The 16,149-nt window shown below is 67.4% G+C and carries 15 protein-coding genes and 2 pseudogenes; 9 read left to right on the top strand and 8 right to left on the bottom strand.

The genetic code is table 11. The features are described 5' to 3' along the window. Positions 1-28: 28 nt before the first annotated feature. Entirely contained in the window at positions 29-1,198 is a 1,170-nt protein-coding gene (locus tag NX1_RS32425) for a thiolase family protein (RefSeq protein ID WP_068068105.1), read from the bottom strand. 98 nt (positions 1,199-1,296) lie between these two features. Between NX1_RS32425 and NX1_RS32420 the strand changes: the two genes are divergently transcribed. Continuing rightward, entirely contained in the window at positions 1,297-1,812 is a 516-nt protein-coding gene (locus tag NX1_RS32420; RefSeq protein ID WP_174555553.1) for a winged helix-turn-helix transcriptional regulator, read from the top strand. A 158-nt stretch (positions 1,813-1,970) separates the two neighbouring features. Here the strand turns inward: NX1_RS32420 and NX1_RS32415 are convergent, their stop codons facing one another. Continuing rightward, positions 1,971-3,056 (bottom strand): ABC transporter ATP-binding protein, encoded by a 1,086-nt coding sequence (locus NX1_RS32415; RefSeq protein WP_068068101.1) that lies wholly within the window; start codon positions 3,054-3,056, stop codon positions 1,971-1,973. Positions 3,057-3,612: 556 nt separating this feature from the next. Between NX1_RS32415 and NX1_RS38575 the strand changes: the two are divergent. The 8 genes and pseudogenes from NX1_RS38575 to NX1_RS38245 all read left to right on the top strand — a co-directional run. Further along, positions 3,613-3,925, top strand: a pseudogene (locus tag NX1_RS38575) (DUF4158 domain-containing protein); the annotation flags it as partial. Positions 3,926-4,959: 1,034 nt separating this feature from the next. After that, positions 4,960-5,373: a hypothetical protein gene (locus tag NX1_RS32405; RefSeq protein ID WP_068068095.1), complete on the top strand. Its 414-nt coding sequence runs from the start codon at positions 4,960-4,962 to the stop codon at positions 5,371-5,373. Positions 5,374-5,996: 623 nt separating this feature from the next. After that, positions 5,997-6,158 carry a hypothetical protein gene (locus NX1_RS36710; protein WP_157120309.1) on the top strand — a complete coding sequence of 54 codons (162 nt, stop codon included), beginning with the start codon at positions 5,997-5,999 and terminating at the stop codon, positions 6,156-6,158. A gap of 414 nt (positions 6,159-6,572) precedes the next feature. After that, positions 6,573-6,773, top strand: a complete 201-nt coding sequence (locus NX1_RS32400) for an SEC-C metal-binding domain-containing protein (protein WP_068068092.1) — start codon at positions 6,573-6,575, stop codon at positions 6,771-6,773. A 286-nt stretch (positions 6,774-7,059) separates the two neighbouring features. After that, positions 7,060-7,854, top strand: a complete 795-nt coding sequence (locus NX1_RS32395) for an LLM class F420-dependent oxidoreductase (protein ID WP_068068088.1) — start codon at positions 7,060-7,062, stop codon at positions 7,852-7,854. A 190-nt stretch (positions 7,855-8,044) separates the two neighbouring features. Further along, positions 8,045-9,838, top strand: coding sequence for an ABC transporter substrate-binding protein/permease (locus NX1_RS32390; protein ID WP_068068085.1), 1,794 nt, complete (start codon positions 8,045-8,047; stop codon positions 9,836-9,838). Between the two features lie 3 nt (positions 9,839-9,841). Continuing rightward, on the top strand, positions 9,842-10,567 hold the full coding sequence (locus NX1_RS32385; RefSeq protein ID WP_068068082.1) for an amino acid ABC transporter ATP-binding protein: 726 nt from the start codon (positions 9,842-9,844) through the stop codon (positions 10,565-10,567). Positions 10,568-10,667: 100 nt separating this feature from the next. Further along, positions 10,668-10,964: a hypothetical protein gene (locus NX1_RS38245; protein WP_084501926.1), complete on the top strand. Its 297-nt coding sequence runs from the start codon at positions 10,668-10,670 to the stop codon at positions 10,962-10,964. A 31-nt stretch (positions 10,965-10,995) separates the two neighbouring features. On the opposite strand, the gene NX1_RS32375 is transcribed toward NX1_RS38245, so the two are convergent. From NX1_RS32375 to NX1_RS37095, 6 genes and pseudogenes are all read right to left on the bottom strand, one after another. Then, the gene (locus NX1_RS32375; protein WP_174555552.1) at positions 10,996-11,286 is read right to left on the bottom strand and encodes a helix-turn-helix domain-containing protein; all 291 of its coding nucleotides are present in this window, start codon (positions 11,284-11,286) and stop codon (positions 10,996-10,998) included. Positions 11,287-11,291: 5 nt separating this feature from the next. Then, a complete protein-coding gene (locus NX1_RS32370; RefSeq protein WP_245668818.1) occupies positions 11,292-11,621 on the bottom strand; it encodes a type II toxin-antitoxin system RelE/ParE family toxin in 330 nt (109 codons plus the stop codon). 79 nt (positions 11,622-11,700) lie between these two features. Then, positions 11,701-12,957, bottom strand: a complete 1,257-nt coding sequence (locus NX1_RS32365) for a CHAT domain-containing protein (protein WP_068068073.1) — start codon at positions 12,955-12,957, stop codon at positions 11,701-11,703. A gap of 188 nt (positions 12,958-13,145) precedes the next feature. Further along, positions 13,146-14,663 carry a tetratricopeptide repeat protein gene (locus tag NX1_RS32360; RefSeq protein ID WP_068068071.1) on the bottom strand — a complete coding sequence of 506 codons (1,518 nt, stop codon included), beginning with the start codon at positions 14,661-14,663 and terminating at the stop codon, positions 13,146-13,148. Continuing rightward, positions 14,663-15,646 (bottom strand): hypothetical protein, encoded by a 984-nt coding sequence (locus NX1_RS32355; RefSeq protein ID WP_068068069.1) that lies wholly within the window; start codon positions 15,644-15,646, stop codon positions 14,663-14,665. The genes NX1_RS32360 and NX1_RS32355 overlap by 1 nt, the downstream gene beginning before the upstream one ends. Next, positions 15,646-16,149: pseudogene (locus NX1_RS37095) on the bottom strand (hypothetical protein); the annotation flags it as partial. The gene NX1_RS32355 and the pseudogene NX1_RS37095, both read right to left, overlap by 1 nt.

The following is a 16,149-nucleotide window of genomic DNA, read 5'->3' as shown; positions in this document are numbered from 1 at the left end:
GCCCGGCATGTACCGGGCGCCCGATGATTCACAACCGCTCGAGGACGGTGGCGTTGGCGAGACCGCCTGCCTCACACATGGTTTGCAGGCCGTAGCGGGCGCCGCGGTCCCGCATGGCGTGCACCAGGGTCGTCATCAGACGGGCGCCGGAGGCGCCGAGCGGGTGGCCGATGGCGATCGCCCCACCGTTGACATTCACCTTCGACATATCGGCGCCGGTGTCCTGAGCCCAGGCGAGCACCACCGGCGAGAACGCCTCGTTGATCTCGACGAGGTCGATGTCGGAGAGCTGAAGACCGGCCCGCTGCAACACCTTCCGGGTCGCCGGAATCACCGCGGTGAGCATCATCAGCGGATCGTCGCCCGCCACGGCGAAGCTGTGCAGGCGGGCGAGCGGACGCAGGCCGAGCTGTGCGGCGCGTTCGCTGGTCATGATCAGCACCGCGGCGCTGCCGTCGCTGACCTGGCTGGCGCTCGCGGCGGTGATCTCCCAGCCGATCTGCGGGAAGCGCTCGGCCATGGCCGGGTCGTAGTAGGCGGGCCGCAGTCCGGCAAGCGCCTCCAGGGTGCTGCCGACGCGGATGCCCTCGTCGGTGGAAAGTCCGTTGATCGGGGCGAGTTCGGCGGCGAAGAGGCCGTTCTTCGTTGCCTGCGCGGCCCTTTCGTGGCTGGTCAGGGCGAATTCGTCGAGCTGGGTGCGGGTCAGGCCCCACTTCGCGGCGATCAGTTCGGCGCTGATGCCCTGCGGTACAAGACCCTCCGGATACCGTTCGGCGAACGCGAGACCCGAGAGATCTTCGGAGCCGATGAGGTTGGCGCCCATCGGAATTCGGCCCATCGACTCGACGCCCGCGGCGACCACGACGTCGTACGCGCCCGCGATCACGCCCTGGGCGGCGAAATGGATGGCCTGCTGGCTGCTGCCGCACTGCCGGTCCACCGTGGTCGCGGGCACCGATTCGGGATAGCCCGCGGCCAGCGCCGCCCGCCGCGTCACATTGGCGCCCTGCTCGCCGACCTGCGTGACCACGCCGCCGATCACGTCGTCGATCAGCGCCGGGTCGATGCCGCTGCGCTCGACCACCGCGCGCAGACTGTGCGCCAGCAGGTCCACCGCGTGCACGTTGTGCAGCGCTCCGTTCGCCTTGCCTTTGCCGATCGGCGTGCGCACCGCTTCGACGATGACCGCGTCTCTCATGGCGAATCCTTCCTCTGACCGGGGCATCTACGCCCTGGCTCTATTAGCTTATAGTCAGGTTAACGCCTGGGTATAGTTGACTCAAGTCAGTCGCGGATATGATGTGCGTCATGGCAGCCGTGATGGAAGGACCGTTGGCCGATCTCAGTTCGTGGAAGGCCGTCGACTGCTCGATCGCCAAAGCGATGGATCTCATCGGCACGCGCTCGGCCGTCCTCATCCTGCGCGAGGCCTACTACGGCACCCGTCGCTTCGACGGTTTCGCCAGCCGGGTCGGCATTACGGATGCGGCCGCGGCCGCCCAACTCCGCAAACTGACCGAGGCCGGCCTGCTGGAAAAGCGGCCGTATCGAGAAGAAGGCAAACGAACCCGGCACGAATACGCCCTGACACAGATGGGCCGCGATTTGCTACCGGTCGTGCTGGCTTTGATGCAGTGGGGGGATGCGTACCTACAGCCGGGCCCAGCCCCATTGCAACTGGTCGAGGAGGCGACGGGGGCACCGGTGCGGGTGGAGGTGCGCAGTGCGACGGGCAAAGAGATCGAGCTGGAAGAACTCGGAATCCGAGTGAACGAGGATTACCTCCGAAAGAGGCGGGAGCGCTCGGACTAAGCGCAGGTAGGAACGACCCCCTCGAACGGACTGCCAATTGATTGGTTCGGACCTCGCAGAGTTTTCTTTCATACGCCTCGCAGCGGTTGGACCGGCTGCGAGGCGTATGAACGGCTTGCGAGGTATCGCTAGCGATTGTTTGCGCGAGAGTGCTGAGCTCAGTTCAGGCGACGGCCATCAGAGGCCGAGAAGAAGTACGTGTGCTCCGGGGTGGTCGACAGCTTCAGGCGGGTGCCCTTCGCGGGCGGGTTGCGCCAATCGGCCCGCGCCACAATGGATTCCCCCGCGCCGTTGACCTGTCCATCGGCGACGGTGCGGCCGTAGATGTAAGCGTCGGAGCCGAGTTCCTCCACCACGTCCACTTCCATCTCGATGCCATGTCCGTCGCCGAGCTCGAAGTGTTCGGGACGGATGCCGACCACGACCTTGCCCTCGGCGGCGTCGGACACCGAGCGCGGCACCGGCAGCGTGTGCCCGCCGAGCGCTACCGCGCCGTCGGACACCGGCAGCGTGAACATGTTCATGGCGGGCGAGCCCATGAAACCGGCGACGAACGCGTTGGCCGGGTCGCGGTACAGGTCGCGCGGGGTCGCGCACTGCTGGAGCAGCCCGTCCTTGAGCACCGCGACGCGGTCACCCATGGTCATGGCTTCGACCTGGTCGTGGGTGACGTACACCGTCGTGGTGCCGAGCCTGCGCTGCAGCTGGGCGATCTGGGTGCGGGTCTGCACGCGCAGCTTCGCGTCCAGGTTCGACAGCGGTTCGTCCATCAGGAACACCTGCGGCTGACGCACGATCGCCCGGCCCATCGCCACGCGCTGACGCTGACCGCCGGACAGCGCCTTCGGCTTGCGGTCGAGGAACGGCTCCAGGTCCAGCAGCTTGGCGGCTTCCCGCACGCGCTGGTCCTTCTCCGCCTTGGCGACCTTGGCCAGCTTGAGCGCGAAGCCCATGTTCTCGGCCACCGTCATGTGCGGGTAGAGCGCGTAGTTCTGGAACACCATCGCGATGTCGCGTTCCTTCGGCTCCGCGTGGGTGACGTCGTTCGCGCCGATCAGGATGCGTCCACCGTTCACTTCCTCCAACCCGGCCAGCATCCGCAGCGAGGTGGACTTCCCGCAGCCGGACGGGCCGACCAGAACCAGGAACTCACCGTCGGCGATCTCCAGCTCCAGCTCGTCGACGGCGGGTTTGGTCGCGCCGGGATACAGGCGCGTCGCGCGCTCGAAGGTCACCGTTGCCACGGCAGATCACATCCCTTCACCGGTAGGAACACGCGAGGTGGTGTGATTTCGCAACATCTGCGTGGTCATGACGACAGAGGGTACCGCGACCATCGATCTCGAGCTCTCCATACTCTCCTCGTTTCCGTGCGCATGGTGCCAGTGATCCAGACGGGCTGTCTACCGATGCCGCCAGCGGGTCTTCATCACGACCAGGCCGACAAGATCGGCTGGCGCCGTCCTGCCGCGAGGTTGCGTGGCTGCTGCTGGCCATCGAGCAAGTCGGGCGGGGTGTAAGTCCACCAAGCCACCACGTCCACCGCGCCGCCCTTGCACAGCACGCGGCGCAGCGGTTGGTGGGTGTCCAGATCCGGGATGCCGAGCAGCGGCAGCAGTTCATCGACTTCGCCCAGATCGCCGAGGGTGAGCAGGGGTTCCGGTAGTAGCCGCCGAAAACCGGCGGATATGGCGTATCCGGGGCAGACTCCGGGTGAATCGCGGGTTCGGTCTGCGGTGATGGCTGGTTGCTGGTTGGCTTGGCTGCCAACGCTATTGGTTGGTGTTGGAGGGCAGGTTCGTGGCGACGCGGGTGTTCGCGAATGAGGAGTTGGCGCGGCTGCGGGAGGTCCCGGAGATCAGCCGCGAGGAGTTGTTCCGGTTCTTCACTCCGACTCCGGCCGACGTCGCGTTCGTCGATCCTGGGCGCGGCCGCGGGCCGGCCACCAGCTCGGTATCGCGATCGCGCTGCGCACGTTGCCGTGGCTGGGGTTCCTGCCCGATCGTGTGGTGACCGCCCGCCGGTTGCGGTGGCGCGGCTGGCCGAGCAACTGAAGGTCGACGGCACCCAGATCCGTTTGTTCGCCGCTGCCACGCGCACGGATGCATGCCGGCCACAGGTAGGGGACCAGAACCGACCGCAGGTCCGCGAACACCCCCAATACCCCCAGTGCCAGTCCAGCCCAGGCGGGAAACAAAAAACTTCGAACACAATTTCCCCAGACGGTTTCGACACCGAATCCGAAAACCGGTGATCCCCATAGGAGCGCAGGTTCATCGCCGCCTTCCCGAACCGTGAAACAGGTCCAGAATCCGCGCGAGATACATGTCAGCCCATCATTGTTTCGGATTCTAGAGCGGTTTTGCTTTCGTTGACGCTGTGTGTAATGTTCCGGCTCGAGCTCAAGGCAGGAGCTCCGCTCGGAAAGGCAACAATCCGCAAAAGGAGGTGATCACCCGTGATTCTCACTTTCGTCGTGAACCTGCTGCACTCGCTGCTCGGCATCGTCGGGCTGTGATTGCGAAACCGGCCGACTCCGCCCCAGGGGAACACGGCCGGTCTTCTCTCCGATCACCATAAGGCGCTGGTCATACCCCATTTCTTCTGGTGGGGTGCAGTGTCGTGGGAAACCACACCAGAGGCCGATCACACCTCTGGATCACGTGAATGATCATTACACCGGAACGCAGTGCATTGATCGAATCCGGCGGTTTATCTGCACTGCGTACCGTTGTCGATGCGACTGAATATTTCCCGGGCCCCTATCACCGGTGTGAATTCAGTTGCCCGGCGGGGTGAATTATCGGGATCCCCTTTTCATATCGGGTGCGGACGGTGATTGCGACAGGTCGCCGCCGGATTCGAAATAGAATTCGGGTAGACCTCGCATCTTCGCCGTTCGATAAAAGGGTGGGTGGCGCCGTGTGAGCCGCAACCACCGGCGCCCCCATCCTCGTTCCTCTACCGCACTCGGGCTACCGCATTCGGGCTCGACGCCGAAACACCCCTGGCGCAGAAGGGGCTCTCTTGGTGAGATCGAGATCGGCTGCACACCCCCACACTGGCCCTCGCGAGCAGACATGGCAGTTCACCGATTTCGGTGACACCCTGATCATCTCGACACCACCGGGCACAGCCACCATCGAAATGACCGGCCCGCTCGCTGCGGCAGTCGACGCATTCCTGCAAGCCAACCGCCTCGATGGCTCCACCGTCGTGATCGGCGGCAGCGGCACCCGCCGCCTGTACCTGGTGACCGGTCTCGACCGCACCCGGCTGGCCGCTGACTACCTCGAAACAGCCGGCGCACGCATCCGTACCGGCACCCACAGCATCGACATTCCCCCCGCCGGGCCGCGGCGATGGCGGATCCGCGACGGCACCCGCGACTGGATTCCACCGATCGTCGCCCTCGCAGCAGCCGTCCGGGCCGCACACGCCTTCACCCTCACCCGCGAAAATCAGGACGCGGCCCGTCAGTCACGTATGAGACCGCCCGTCGCCGCGGCGAACAATCATCCGGATTCGACGTCGGTTATCGTTTCCGGCCGCTCACTCTGACCTCGATGGGGTGAAATTCCTGACCACGTGGTTCCGGTAGTAACGCCGAAAAACAACGGATATAGCGTGGCTGGCGGTCAGCGGCGCCAGTCGGCTCCTGAACCGTCCCCCTTCGTCGCGGGCGCCGATTTCACGACCACCCTCACTCTGCGTTCCTTGCTTGCCGTCGAAGGGTGTCGGGGGGTCGGGTAGAACACTGAGCGACGACGGGGGTTGTGTGGCAAGTCCTCTCCGCTGAGGGGAGGACACGGCAGCCTCTTTACAAACCGTGCCCGCGGCCGGTGGAGGTGCCGGGATCGTAGATCGGTGCCGCCATCTGCTCGCGACGGCGTTCGGCGGGTTCCCGGCGGACCTGCTTCCACGCCCCTCCCAGCCGCGGTCGATATAGTCGTCCACCGCTGGTTCGAACTGCCACCGAACCGTCGGATCTTCGGCGATCGGCGATCGGCGCAACCACTGTGCAATCACGGCGAGCCCCCGGGATTCTGCGTATCGTCTTCATCGTCGGCGCTGGCAGAAGCGCTATCACCAGGTGATCCTTAGGAGTTGCTACCGACCTGCATATCCAGAACGGCTCGCCGTGTCACCGCAATTCTGTCGGTGGCTACTGGTAAGCATCGATCATGTCTAAGCCGACACCCGCCGATGCTCGCCTCGCACTGGATCAGGTGGCCTCCGAGCTGGACTCCACCGCCTACCGGGGCACCTACCTGCCCACCCAACGGCTGCACGCCTTGGCCGAAAAGATCCGTCAGGCCCTGGAGGTCCTCGCTCCAGGCCGATAGGGCGCCGCTGAATGGTGGCACGCTGCAGCAGGCACTGACCTGGTTCGACATGGCCGTGTCGCGGCTGTCCGACAGTGAGATGGCCGAACGCGACATCGAACTGGGCTTCTTGTGCTACGCCAACCACGTCATCGCCGGCCGCCGCCGCGTCCGCCGAGCGCTGGAACTCCCCCCGACGACCTCGACGACTCGGTCCGGGCCCTGGCCGGGGCCGCCGACGAATTCACCCGTGCGGCAACCACACCCAACCCGCCGCGTGAAATGCGAGTGCTGTTCTGGCCCCGCCCGGAAATTCCTGGCGCGCATGGAACCTGACCGCGACTGGTCGAAACCACCGACGCCGACGCCACCATCGCCGAGCGGGAGAAGGCCAACAGTGATCTGGCCGACTCCGGTATCCCCCGCATCACCATAATGCCTCTCACCGTCGCCGAACTCCTCGACTACACCACCCGTACCGGCGGCGACCCCACTGACTCCGACACCCGCCTGGCCTGCATCAACGAGATCATCGCCGAAGGCCACGCCATCAGCTGGCCGCCCCCGCGAAACGCACCGTGCTGGTGCGGATCCACCATCGAATACAAGAAATGCTGCGGCCGACCCACCACATGACCTCAACAACCAGCACCGATCACGAAGTCGTGCTGGAGTATCAGTTCAGGCAGCCGTGGGTGGGTTCTGCCGCAGCCGACCTATGGCCAGCACAGTGGCACCCGCTTGCGTGAGCGACTCGTAGCCGACGTCGACCGGCACCTCGCAGGTCGCTTCGAGCAGCGCCTGGCAGGTCCGCGCCGATTGTTGTGCAGGGTCCGGCCGGAGGTGGTCGATCTCGTGATGATGCGGCCTCGCGCCGGTAGCCTCGATCGCGGGGATCAGCGAGGAACGAGGAGGGCATGAGATGAGTCGGCCGATTCGGATCGGAGTTCAGCTGCAGCCGCAGCACGCCCCCAAGTACGGCTTGATTCGGGATGCCGTGCGGCGGGCCGAGGACGCCGGTGTCGACATCGTGTTCAACTGGGACCATTTCTATCCGCTCAGCGGCGACCCGGTGGGTGCGCACTTCGAGTGCTGGACCATGCTCGCCGCGTTCGCCGAGCAGACCGAGCGGGTGGAGATCGGCGCGTTGGTCACCGGCGGTGGGTACCGCAATCCGGAACTGCTCGCCGATATGGCCCGCACCGTCGACCACATCAGTGACGGCAGATTGATCCTCGGCATCGGCGCGGGCTGGTTCCGGAAGGACTACGAAGAGTACGGCTACGAATTCGGTACGGCGGGAAGCCGATTGAAGCTGCTCAAAGAGAGCCTGCCGCGGCTGACCGCGCGGCTGAAGAAGCTGAATCCGCAGCCGACCCGCGAGATTCCGATCCTGATCGGCGGCGGTGGCGAGCGCAAGACGCTGCGCCTGGTCGCCGAATACGCCGACATCTGGCACAGCTTCGCCGACCTCGGCTCGCTGCGGCACAAGAATCAGGTGCTGGCCGAGCACGCCGCCGCCGTCGGCTCCGACCCGTCCCGCATCGAGCGCTCGGTGCCGTGGCCGGGCGCGGAGCAGGCACCCGCGTTCATCGAACAAGGGGTCGGCCTGTTCACCGTCGGCGTGAGCGGCCCCGACTACGACTTCGGCCAGCTCGAGCAGGCCATCCGGTGGCGCGACGAGGTGAACCCGGAACAGGTCACCGGCTTGGCCTGAGCTCGCGAGCGAGAACCGCGGACGCCGCGCCGACCGGTCGTGCGGTGCCGGTGACAGCATGTCCGCGTATCCGGGGCAAATTTCCGGGAGATTCTCGCGTAGGCGCGGCGTGGGGACGGAGAGTGACCCTCGTCGCGTCAGCCGCATGTAACTGTGGATTTGCGGTGCATCCGCACTATGGTTCTCGTCCATGGCTGGTCTGCCCGCTGCGTGGCGTCGTGCCCTGATCACCTCGATACTGGTCGCCGTCGGAGTGATGGCGGCGGGCTGTGGTATCGGCGACGAATCTTCCGAGATCACGGATCTCTGCGCGCCCCCAGGGTTGAGCGCGGCGTCCGCGGCGCCGACGAATCTGGCTTCCTCCGCCACCGCGGGACCGGACCGCTACACCACCGCGAACACGGCCCCGCTCGAATCGATCGACGTGAACAAGCTCGGGCTGATCACCCCCGGCACGCTCAGCGTCGGCACACTCTCCGACGCGCCACCGAGCATCTGCGTGAACTCCGCTGGGACCTTCACCGGCTTCGACAACGAGCTCTTGCGGGCGGTGGCCGCGAAACTCGGCCTTCGGGCGCAGTTCTCGGGCACCGAGTTCTCGGGCCTGCTCGCGCAGGTGGCGGGCGCGCGCTTCGACGTCGGCTCCTCCAACATCACCACCACCGACGCCCGCCGTGAGCTGGTCGGTTTCACCAACGGCTACGACTTCGGCTACTTCGCCCTCGTGGTGGCCAACGGGAGTCCGATCCGAAGCTTCGCCGATCTCGGTCCCGGTACTCGGATCGCGGTCGTGCAGGGCACGGTGCAGGACGACTACGTGGTGAACACCCTGCACCTGGACCCGGTGAAGTTCCCGGACTACAACACCGCCTACGCCAATCTGAAGACCGGCCAGGTCGACGCGTGGGTGGCTCCCTCGGCGCAGGCCGAAGGGGCGATCAAGCCCGGCGACGGCACCTCGGTGGTCCAGAACGCTTTCAGCCTGGACAACTTCGCCGCCTGGGCGGTGAACAAGAACAACAAGCCGCTCACCGACGCGCTCAACAGCGGCCTGGACGCGGTGATCGCGGACGGCACCTACGCCCGCCTCTACAGCGATTGGGTGCCGCGGCAGTTGCCGCCGGGCTGGAAGCCGGGTTCCAAGGCCGCGCCGACGCCGCAGCTGCCCGACTTCGCCGCGATCGCCGCCGAGAATCGGACGGACGAAGAGCAGGAGCAGAACGCGCCGAAGTCGACCCTGGAACAGCTGGGTGACACATTCTTCGATTGGTCCCTGTACCGCAAGGCTTTTCCCGATCTGCTCGAGACGGGTCTGCCGAACACCCTGATCCTCGCTCTGGTTTCGGGCGCGCTCGGCACAGCGATCGGCATGCTGCTCGCGGTCGCGGGAATCTCGCGCACCCGCTGGTTGCGCTGGCCCGCAAGGGTTTACACCGATATCTTCCGCGGCCTGCCCGCCGTCGTGATCATCCTGCTCATCGGTCTCGGCATCGGCCCCGTGGCGCGAAACATCACCGGCAACAATCCGTACTGGCTCGGCGCGGTCGCGTTGGCGTTGCTGGCTTCGGCCTACATCGGCGAAATCTTCCGCTCTGGAATCCAATCCGTCGAGGCCGGCCAGCTCGAAGCGGCGCGCGCCATCGGCTTCGGCTACCGGCAGGCCATGACGCTTGTGGTGATCCCGCAGGGCGTGCGCCGGGTGCTGCCCGCGCTGATGAACCAATTCATCGCGCTCATCAAGGATTCCTCGCTGATCTACTTCCTCGGTCTGCTCGCCAGTCAGCGCGAATTGTTCGCGGTGGGCCGAGATCTCAACGCGCAGACCGGAAATCTCTCGCCGCTGGTCGCCGCGGGCCTGATGTACCTGGTGCTGACGATCCCGCTCACCCACTTGGTCAACTACATCGACCACAGGATGCGCACCGGCAGGCCGGATCAGCCGATCGACGAACTCGAGCAGGCCACCATCACCGAAGGGCGCTGAACCATGAGTGTATCTCTCACCGGAACCGGCCTGCATCTGACCCTCGGCCGCAACCATGTGCTGCGGGGTATCGACATCCACGTCGACGCGGGCACGACCACCACCGTCATCGGACCCTCCGGCTCCGGCAAGTCGACCCTGCTGCGGGTGCTCAACCGCCTGCACGAGCCTGATCGCGGCGACGTGCTGCTGGACGGCGAGTCGGTGTTGCGCGAGGACCCGGACCGGCTGCGCCAGCGCATCGGCATGGTGTTCCAGCATTTCAACCTGTTCCCGCACAAGACCGTGGCGGACAACATCGCGCTCGGTCCGCGCAAGCTGCGTGGCCTGTCGAAGGACGCGGCGCGTGCGCTGGCCATCGAGCAGCTGGAGATCGTGGGGCTGGCGGACAAGGCCGACGCGCGTCCGGCGAACCTTTCCGGCGGCCAGCAGCAGCGGGTCGCGATCGCCCGCGCGCTTGCCATGCGGCCGGAGATCATGTTCTTCGACGAGGCCACCTCGGCGCTGGACCCGGAGCTCGTGAAGGGCGTGCTCGCGCTGATGAGCGATCTGGCGTCCGGCGGTATGTCGATGATCGTGGTGACGCACGAGATGGGGTTCGCTCGCAGCGTCTCCGACACCGTGGTTTTCATGGATCAGGGCCAGGTGGTGGAGACCGGGACGCCGGACGCGCTGTTCGACGCCGCCGAGACGCCGCGGTTGCGCAAGTTCCTCTCGCAGGTGCTCTGAGGGTCGCAGCGCACAGCTGGCAATCTCGATTCATGCACACGTGCTAATGTTTTCTTGTTCACAGATGCACCTGTCCATCGCGATGGAAGAAGGCTTTCTGATGACTGCGGCACATTCCCAGCACACCGATCACGTGCACACTCACGGTGAAGGCTGCGGCCATGTCGCCGTGCCGCACGGTGACCACGTCGACTACGTCCACGACGGCCACCTGCACCGTGTCCACGACGGCCACTTCGACGAATGCGAGCCCTCCGGCCACACCGAGGCCACCGCCCACGACCACGTGCACGGTGAAGGCTGCGGCCACGTCGCCGTCCCGCACGGCGACCACGTCGACTACATCCACGACGGCCACCGCCACGCCCCCCACGACGGCCACTACGACGAACACTGACCCCAGGCGCGCGTCTCAGCGCGCCTGACCCTTAGCCCGCCTCTCGCAACCGCACTTCCAGCCGCAGCCCCAACGCCTCCGCGTACCGCTCGAGCATAGGGATCGTCGGCATGGTGCCGCCCGCCTCGAACCGCGCCACTGCGGGCTGCTTCAACCCTGCCCGCTCGGCCAACTCGGCCTGTGTTATCCCGAGCGCCTCCCGCCGCGTGCGGACCGCGGCTCCCAGCTCGAACCGGATACGTGCAGCCTCGTAGGCTGCTCCGGCACCCGGGCGATCCATGGCCTCGGAACGTATTTCGGCCCAGCTCTTCCGTTCACCCAAGGGAATCAGTCCTCCTCCGCCGTGTGAGCTTCCGCGATACATCGCGACATCGCCCGCACGGCCCGCTCGATCTCAGCGGTCTCGCGCATCTGCTGCTTGCGGAATACCGTCAGCAGGATGATGCGCCTGCCGGACGCTATCCAGTAGGTAATCCGCACGGCGTCCTGGTAAAGATGGAACCGGAGCTCACGTAGCTTGCCGTCCAACTGCCGCGTATACGGCTCACAGAGCAGAGCGCCGCGCTGCGCCGGCGGATCGACGTAGAACGCCGCGGTCTCCTGATCGTCGTGGCTCAGTGATCTGAACCATCGGACTACTTCCGGTTCCAGCCCCACCTCTACTCGGTTAATAACATAAACGTTATATCGAAATCGAGGAACTGGTCCGCACAATCGCTGATTGGTCAAGGGCCTGTCAGGTATGGAAGGTGGCGATGGCGGACCAGAGGAGGGGGGAGTGTTCGATGGCGCCGGTTTCGCGCCAAGTGGTGAGGCGGGTGCGGTGCCAGGTCGTGAGGGGGTATAGGGGGTCGGGGTGGTCGTGGGCTGCGTCGATGGCGCAGATGAGGTCCTGCACGGGGGTTGCGGTGGCGCCCGCGAGGCGTTGGAAGGCCAGGTCGGTGGGTAGGGGCCAGCGGGTGGCGGTGACGAGTTCGGCGCCGCCGTTGATCATGGCGGCGACCAGGCCGAGCGCCTCGGTGAAGCGGAGGTCGCCGCCGCTTTCGCAGGCGATCAGGGCGACGCGGCTCGGGATCGGCCAAAGATCGGGGCCCGCAACGGGTTCGGGGTGCAGGGTGTGGGTGCCGAGCAGGAGGTCCTTGGCCGAGAGCGGACGGTGCGCGCGGAGCGGTTCGGCGAAACCGGTGGCATCGGCCGCGCAGGCCAGATGGAGTTCGGCGCTTTCGCTCTGACCGGACTCCGGTGCGGCAGCCGTGACGTGGCCGACGTAGATCAGCCGCGACGCCCCCGCGCGAAGCGTCTCGGAGAGCCACCTCCGATCCAGGTCGGTGCGGCGAAATACCTCGACGGGTTCTGGCGGATCGGGTCGAAGGCGTTGCCGCGCCAGGTGTTCGGCGACGCGTTCGGCGAGAGCGCCCGCACCGTTCATCCGTCCCAGCACCGAGCCGAGGGCGGAGTCGGCGCGAAATCCCGGCACCCGCGGATCGAAGACGCCGACCACCGGCAGCTCGCGATCGGCCGACCAGCTGCGCGCACTGCGACCCGGCGCGTGCACGACGCCCGCCGGAGCGAGCAGGCTGACGTCGGCGATGTCGATGAGCCGCAGGGCCGGATCCGGCGCGATGATCTCCCACGGCACCTGCGCCACCCGCGGCGAGGGTTGCAGCCGGATGTGCGGCCGAACGCCCCGCGTGTAGAGCTCGTGCAGTTGCACAGCCAGCCCGTACGGCAGGAGCGCACGGGAAAGCGACTGTGCCAGTTCGTATTCCGCGTCCGGCGACGCGAACGCCCCGGTAGTCAGCGCGCGCTCGAGCCCGCCGGGCGCGTCGGGCTTCGGCAGCGCATCGGCAAGCGCCGACACGGCTTCGGCGATCGGATCACCCGGCAGCATCGCGGCCCCGCGCGGCGCGATATCGCCGTCCCACCGCCAGGACATGTAGACGTCGCCGGCGTCGGCCATCCGCACGATCACCGTCGGTTGCGGCGTACCCATACCCGGTCCAGAATGCACGGTCGCGATCTCGGCTGCCTCGACATCCGGCCGCGCACTCGATGGCCCGGTCTTATCCGATGCCCGCGCCGCGGTGTCATTGCCGGTCGCCCCCCGCGGGCTCGGTGCGCCGCTATCACTCTCGGCCGACTGGTTTTCCGTGGGTATCCCGGACGCGTCCGGAGGCGCACTCATACCGTCAGCACCCGTTCCTCCCGCACCGCGCGCCCGTAGCGCCGCTCGGCGGCGGCGATGTACCCGGCGAGCGCGATGTGCCCGTCCGGTGCCACCGCCAGTCGCGGCGGCGGGGCCACCCGCAGACCGGCGGCCGCGGCGACCCTGGCCAACGCCGAACCGAGGTGCAGCGCGGAGCCCTCGGCCTGAGCGGGCGCTTCGATCGGCGCGAGCGGCTCCAGCGGGAGCTGCGGGCTGGGCGGGCTGTCTGTCGCGGCAACGTCCAACGTGGTACCAGCGCATTGCGTTTCGATGAGGTCCGCGACGAGGGGTCCGTCCCCGCAGAGATACGCGAACCGGAACGCCAGGCGCATCGCGGGGTCGGCGATCTCGCGATTCCACTGGGCGCGCTGATTGCCGTTCGGCAAGGTGTATCGGACGGCATCGATCGCGATGGCCGCGGGTACGGCCACGTCCCGAGCCAGCGCGAGCAGCTCGGGAGTCGGCGCGTCGATGCTGTCGATCACCGCCTCCAGCAGCACCGCGTGCCAGAAATCGACCTGCGCGCAATGCAATCCGAGACCACGCGACGCGTACGCCTCGAACGCGGCCGCGAGCAACTCCTGTCCTTCGTCGACCCGGAAACCCTTGAAAGCCACCGTGGCCAGACGGGTCTGGACGGCCGCCACGTCCAGCGCCGCGCCGGACGCCTCGAAACAGGCCAAGCTACGCCGGTACAGCGCCTCGGCCTGCTCGTAGTCGCGCTGTTCGGCGACGAATCCCATGATCCTGAGCCCGACCCCGGCGCGGTACTCGAGTCCGGCCTGTTCGAAGTACCGCTGACTCGCCCGCAGCGGCTCTTCCGCGTCGTCGAACCGGTCCACTCTGGTGTACAGCGTGGCGAGATTCTGCTGGGTCTCGGCCACCGCGTTGCGGTCGCCCGCCGCCTCGAAGGCGGCCAGCGCTTGTTCGGCGAAGTCGATGCCGAGTTCCCTGCGTCCGGTCTCGAAGTACGCGCCCGCCAGGTTCATCAGCGGATGTCCGGTCAGATGCGGTGCGAAACGCTGTGCGACATCCAATGTTTCGGTGGCCAGCTCGACCACTCGCACCCACTGGGCGCGGTGGAACGCCACCGCCGTCAGCGAGAGCAGGCAGGGCACGCGCAGCGCGGCGAATTCCGGATGGTCCGCGAGCAGCGTCCTGGCCTCCTCGAGCGCGTCCCGCGCCGCGTCGAGGTCGCCGAGATGCTGCAGCGCCTGCGAGTAGTTGACCAGCGTGGACGCGCGCTTCTCGACGGCGTCGCCGGGGATCTCCGCCAGCGCCGACCGAAATCGCACGGCCGCGCCCGCGTGGTCGCCGAGTTCGTCGCACATGCTCGCGGCGTTCACCAGCGCGCTGACGCGCACACCGCCGGAGGTGGTGAGAACCGCGTGTTCGAAGATGCGCAGCGCCTCCGTGACCTCGCCGCGCTGATACGCCGCGGCGCCCTCGTAGAGCAGCTCCAGGCCGGGCGGCGCCGCTTCGTCCTGCGTCATCAGAAGTCCGAATCCGATGCGGCGGCGGCGATTTCGGCAAGCAGCAAGTCGTCCGTCGTGGCGCGGCGCAGCCGGGCCGCCACCAGATCCCGAATCCGCTCCCGCTCGTCGTGGCCGGCGGGGGAAGGCGTATCCGGTCCCACGCCGGGCACGTAAACGTGCACTCCGGCAACGGTTTCCGCAGAGGTCGACGCCGACCCCTGCCAGGTGTCGCCGACCAGGTGAAGTTCCGTGTCGATCGCGCCGACGCTGGTGTCGAGCAGCGCGCGCGGGCGCAGATGCGCGGGCGGGGCGCCGAGTCGCGGAGCGGCCACCGCCAGAACCCGCACGAGCGTCGTCCCTTCGGCCCTGGTCAGCTCCCAGGACACGGCGTGTTCCGATGCGTCGACCAGACCGGGCGGACAGCGCCGCCAGTCCCAGCCGCCGCTGCCGCGCCCGAACACCAGCTCGCCGTGCCGCCCACCGGAACCGGCGGCCAGCGCGTAATCCCCGGCCCGTCCCAGCGTGACGGGTGCGGCCTGCACTGGCTCGAGGTCGGCGTCGGCGCCGTCCACGATCGACTCGCACGCTTCGGTGAGCGTGGCGATCTCGGTGTCGAGCAGGCGCTGGTCCAGCGCCGGGATGCCGTCGATGGTGGAGGCGGGCCACCAGCGCGCCGCCCAGTGCGCGTAGGCAAGCCGCCTGGCCTGGGCGACCAGGGCGGGCAGCGCGGGTTCGGCGGGCAGCTCAACGGCCTGCCGGTCGGCGACGGCCAGCGCGACGCGCTCGCCGTACACGGCCCACAACCATTCCTGCGCCTCGTCGAGGTCGTGCAGCACGGCGGCCGGAACCTCGTCTCCGGCAAGCAGATTCCATCCGAGGTGGCCGCCCACCACTTCCAACACCATGGTGTCCAGCGGAGGCGCGGCCGCCGGAAAGGCCGGTGTGCCCGTGGGCCCGATGGTCCAGAGTCCGTCGTCTTCGCGCAGTAGCACCGTGCTCATCAGCTCGCCCTCGATTCCATCGAATCGCCCTCTCCGGCAACGGCGTCAGCGCTGAGCGCGTTCTTCACCTTGGTGCGGTGATCGAGGATGACCGAGCGGGCGACGCCGTCGAGCAGGTCCCACAGCTCCTCGGGTTCGGACACCGGCGCCGCCCGAACGTCACGGCCGTGCAATCGAACCCACAGCCGCCGGAGATACGGCCGCCACGGCGTGCGGAGTTCCGCTGCGATCTGCGCGAGCGGACCGCTCGGCGTCTCCGGAACGTGCACCGCGAGCCGCCGGGCCTGCAACACATAAGCTTCGCGCCGCCAGCGGTTGTTGATCGCCCGATGCGCGGCGGTCCCGCGCGTGACTCCATCCGGCGCCGCGACCCGTCCGGCCGCCCGTGCGATGCCCGCCGCGCCGCGATCCGCCCGTGTGGCGTCCGCTGTCCCGGCTCGGTGCGCTCGTGTGTCCTCCGGCGTGCTGCCGCGATCCGCGGGCGCGACGTCCTCCGCGCCGCC

Origin of the sequence: Nocardia xishanensis NBRC 101358 (assembly GCF_001613365.1) — a bacterium.
GTDB classification, from domain to species: domain Bacteria; phylum Actinomycetota; class Actinomycetes; order Mycobacteriales; family Mycobacteriaceae; genus Nocardia; species Nocardia xishanensis.
This window is presented reverse-complemented; position numbering and strand designations above follow the sequence as displayed.

Coding starts and splice junctions, on each gene's coding strand:
- NX1_RS32425 (WP_068068105.1), bottom strand. CDS start 1,198: ATGAGAGACGCGGTCATCGTCGAAGCGGTGCGCACGCCGATCGGCAAA.
- NX1_RS32420 (WP_174555553.1), top strand. CDS start 1,297: ATGATGTGCGTCATGGCAGCCGTGATGGAAGGACCGTTGGCCGATCTC.
- NX1_RS32405 (WP_068068095.1), top strand. CDS start 4,960: ATGACCGGCCCGCTCGCTGCGGCAGTCGACGCATTCCTGCAAGCCAAC.
- NX1_RS36710 (WP_157120309.1), top strand. CDS start 5,997: ATGTCTAAGCCGACACCCGCCGATGCTCGCCTCGCACTGGATCAGGTG.
- NX1_RS32400 (WP_068068092.1), top strand. CDS start 6,573: ATGCCTCTCACCGTCGCCGAACTCCTCGACTACACCACCCGTACCGGC.
- NX1_RS32395 (WP_068068088.1), top strand. CDS start 7,060: ATGAGTCGGCCGATTCGGATCGGAGTTCAGCTGCAGCCGCAGCACGCC.
- NX1_RS32390 (WP_068068085.1), top strand. CDS start 8,045: ATGGCTGGTCTGCCCGCTGCGTGGCGTCGTGCCCTGATCACCTCGATA.
- NX1_RS32385 (WP_068068082.1), top strand. CDS start 9,842: ATGAGTGTATCTCTCACCGGAACCGGCCTGCATCTGACCCTCGGCCGC.
- NX1_RS38245 (WP_084501926.1), top strand. CDS start 10,668: ATGACTGCGGCACATTCCCAGCACACCGATCACGTGCACACTCACGGT.
- NX1_RS32365 (WP_068068073.1), bottom strand. CDS start 12,957: ATGGGTACGCCGCAACCGACGGTGATCGTGCGGATGGCCGACGCCGGC.
- NX1_RS32360 (WP_068068071.1), bottom strand. CDS start 14,663: ATGACGCAGGACGAAGCGGCGCCGCCCGGCCTGGAGCTGCTCTACGAG.
- NX1_RS32355 (WP_068068069.1), bottom strand. CDS start 15,646: ATGAGCACGGTGCTACTGCGCGAAGACGACGGACTCTGGACCATCGGG.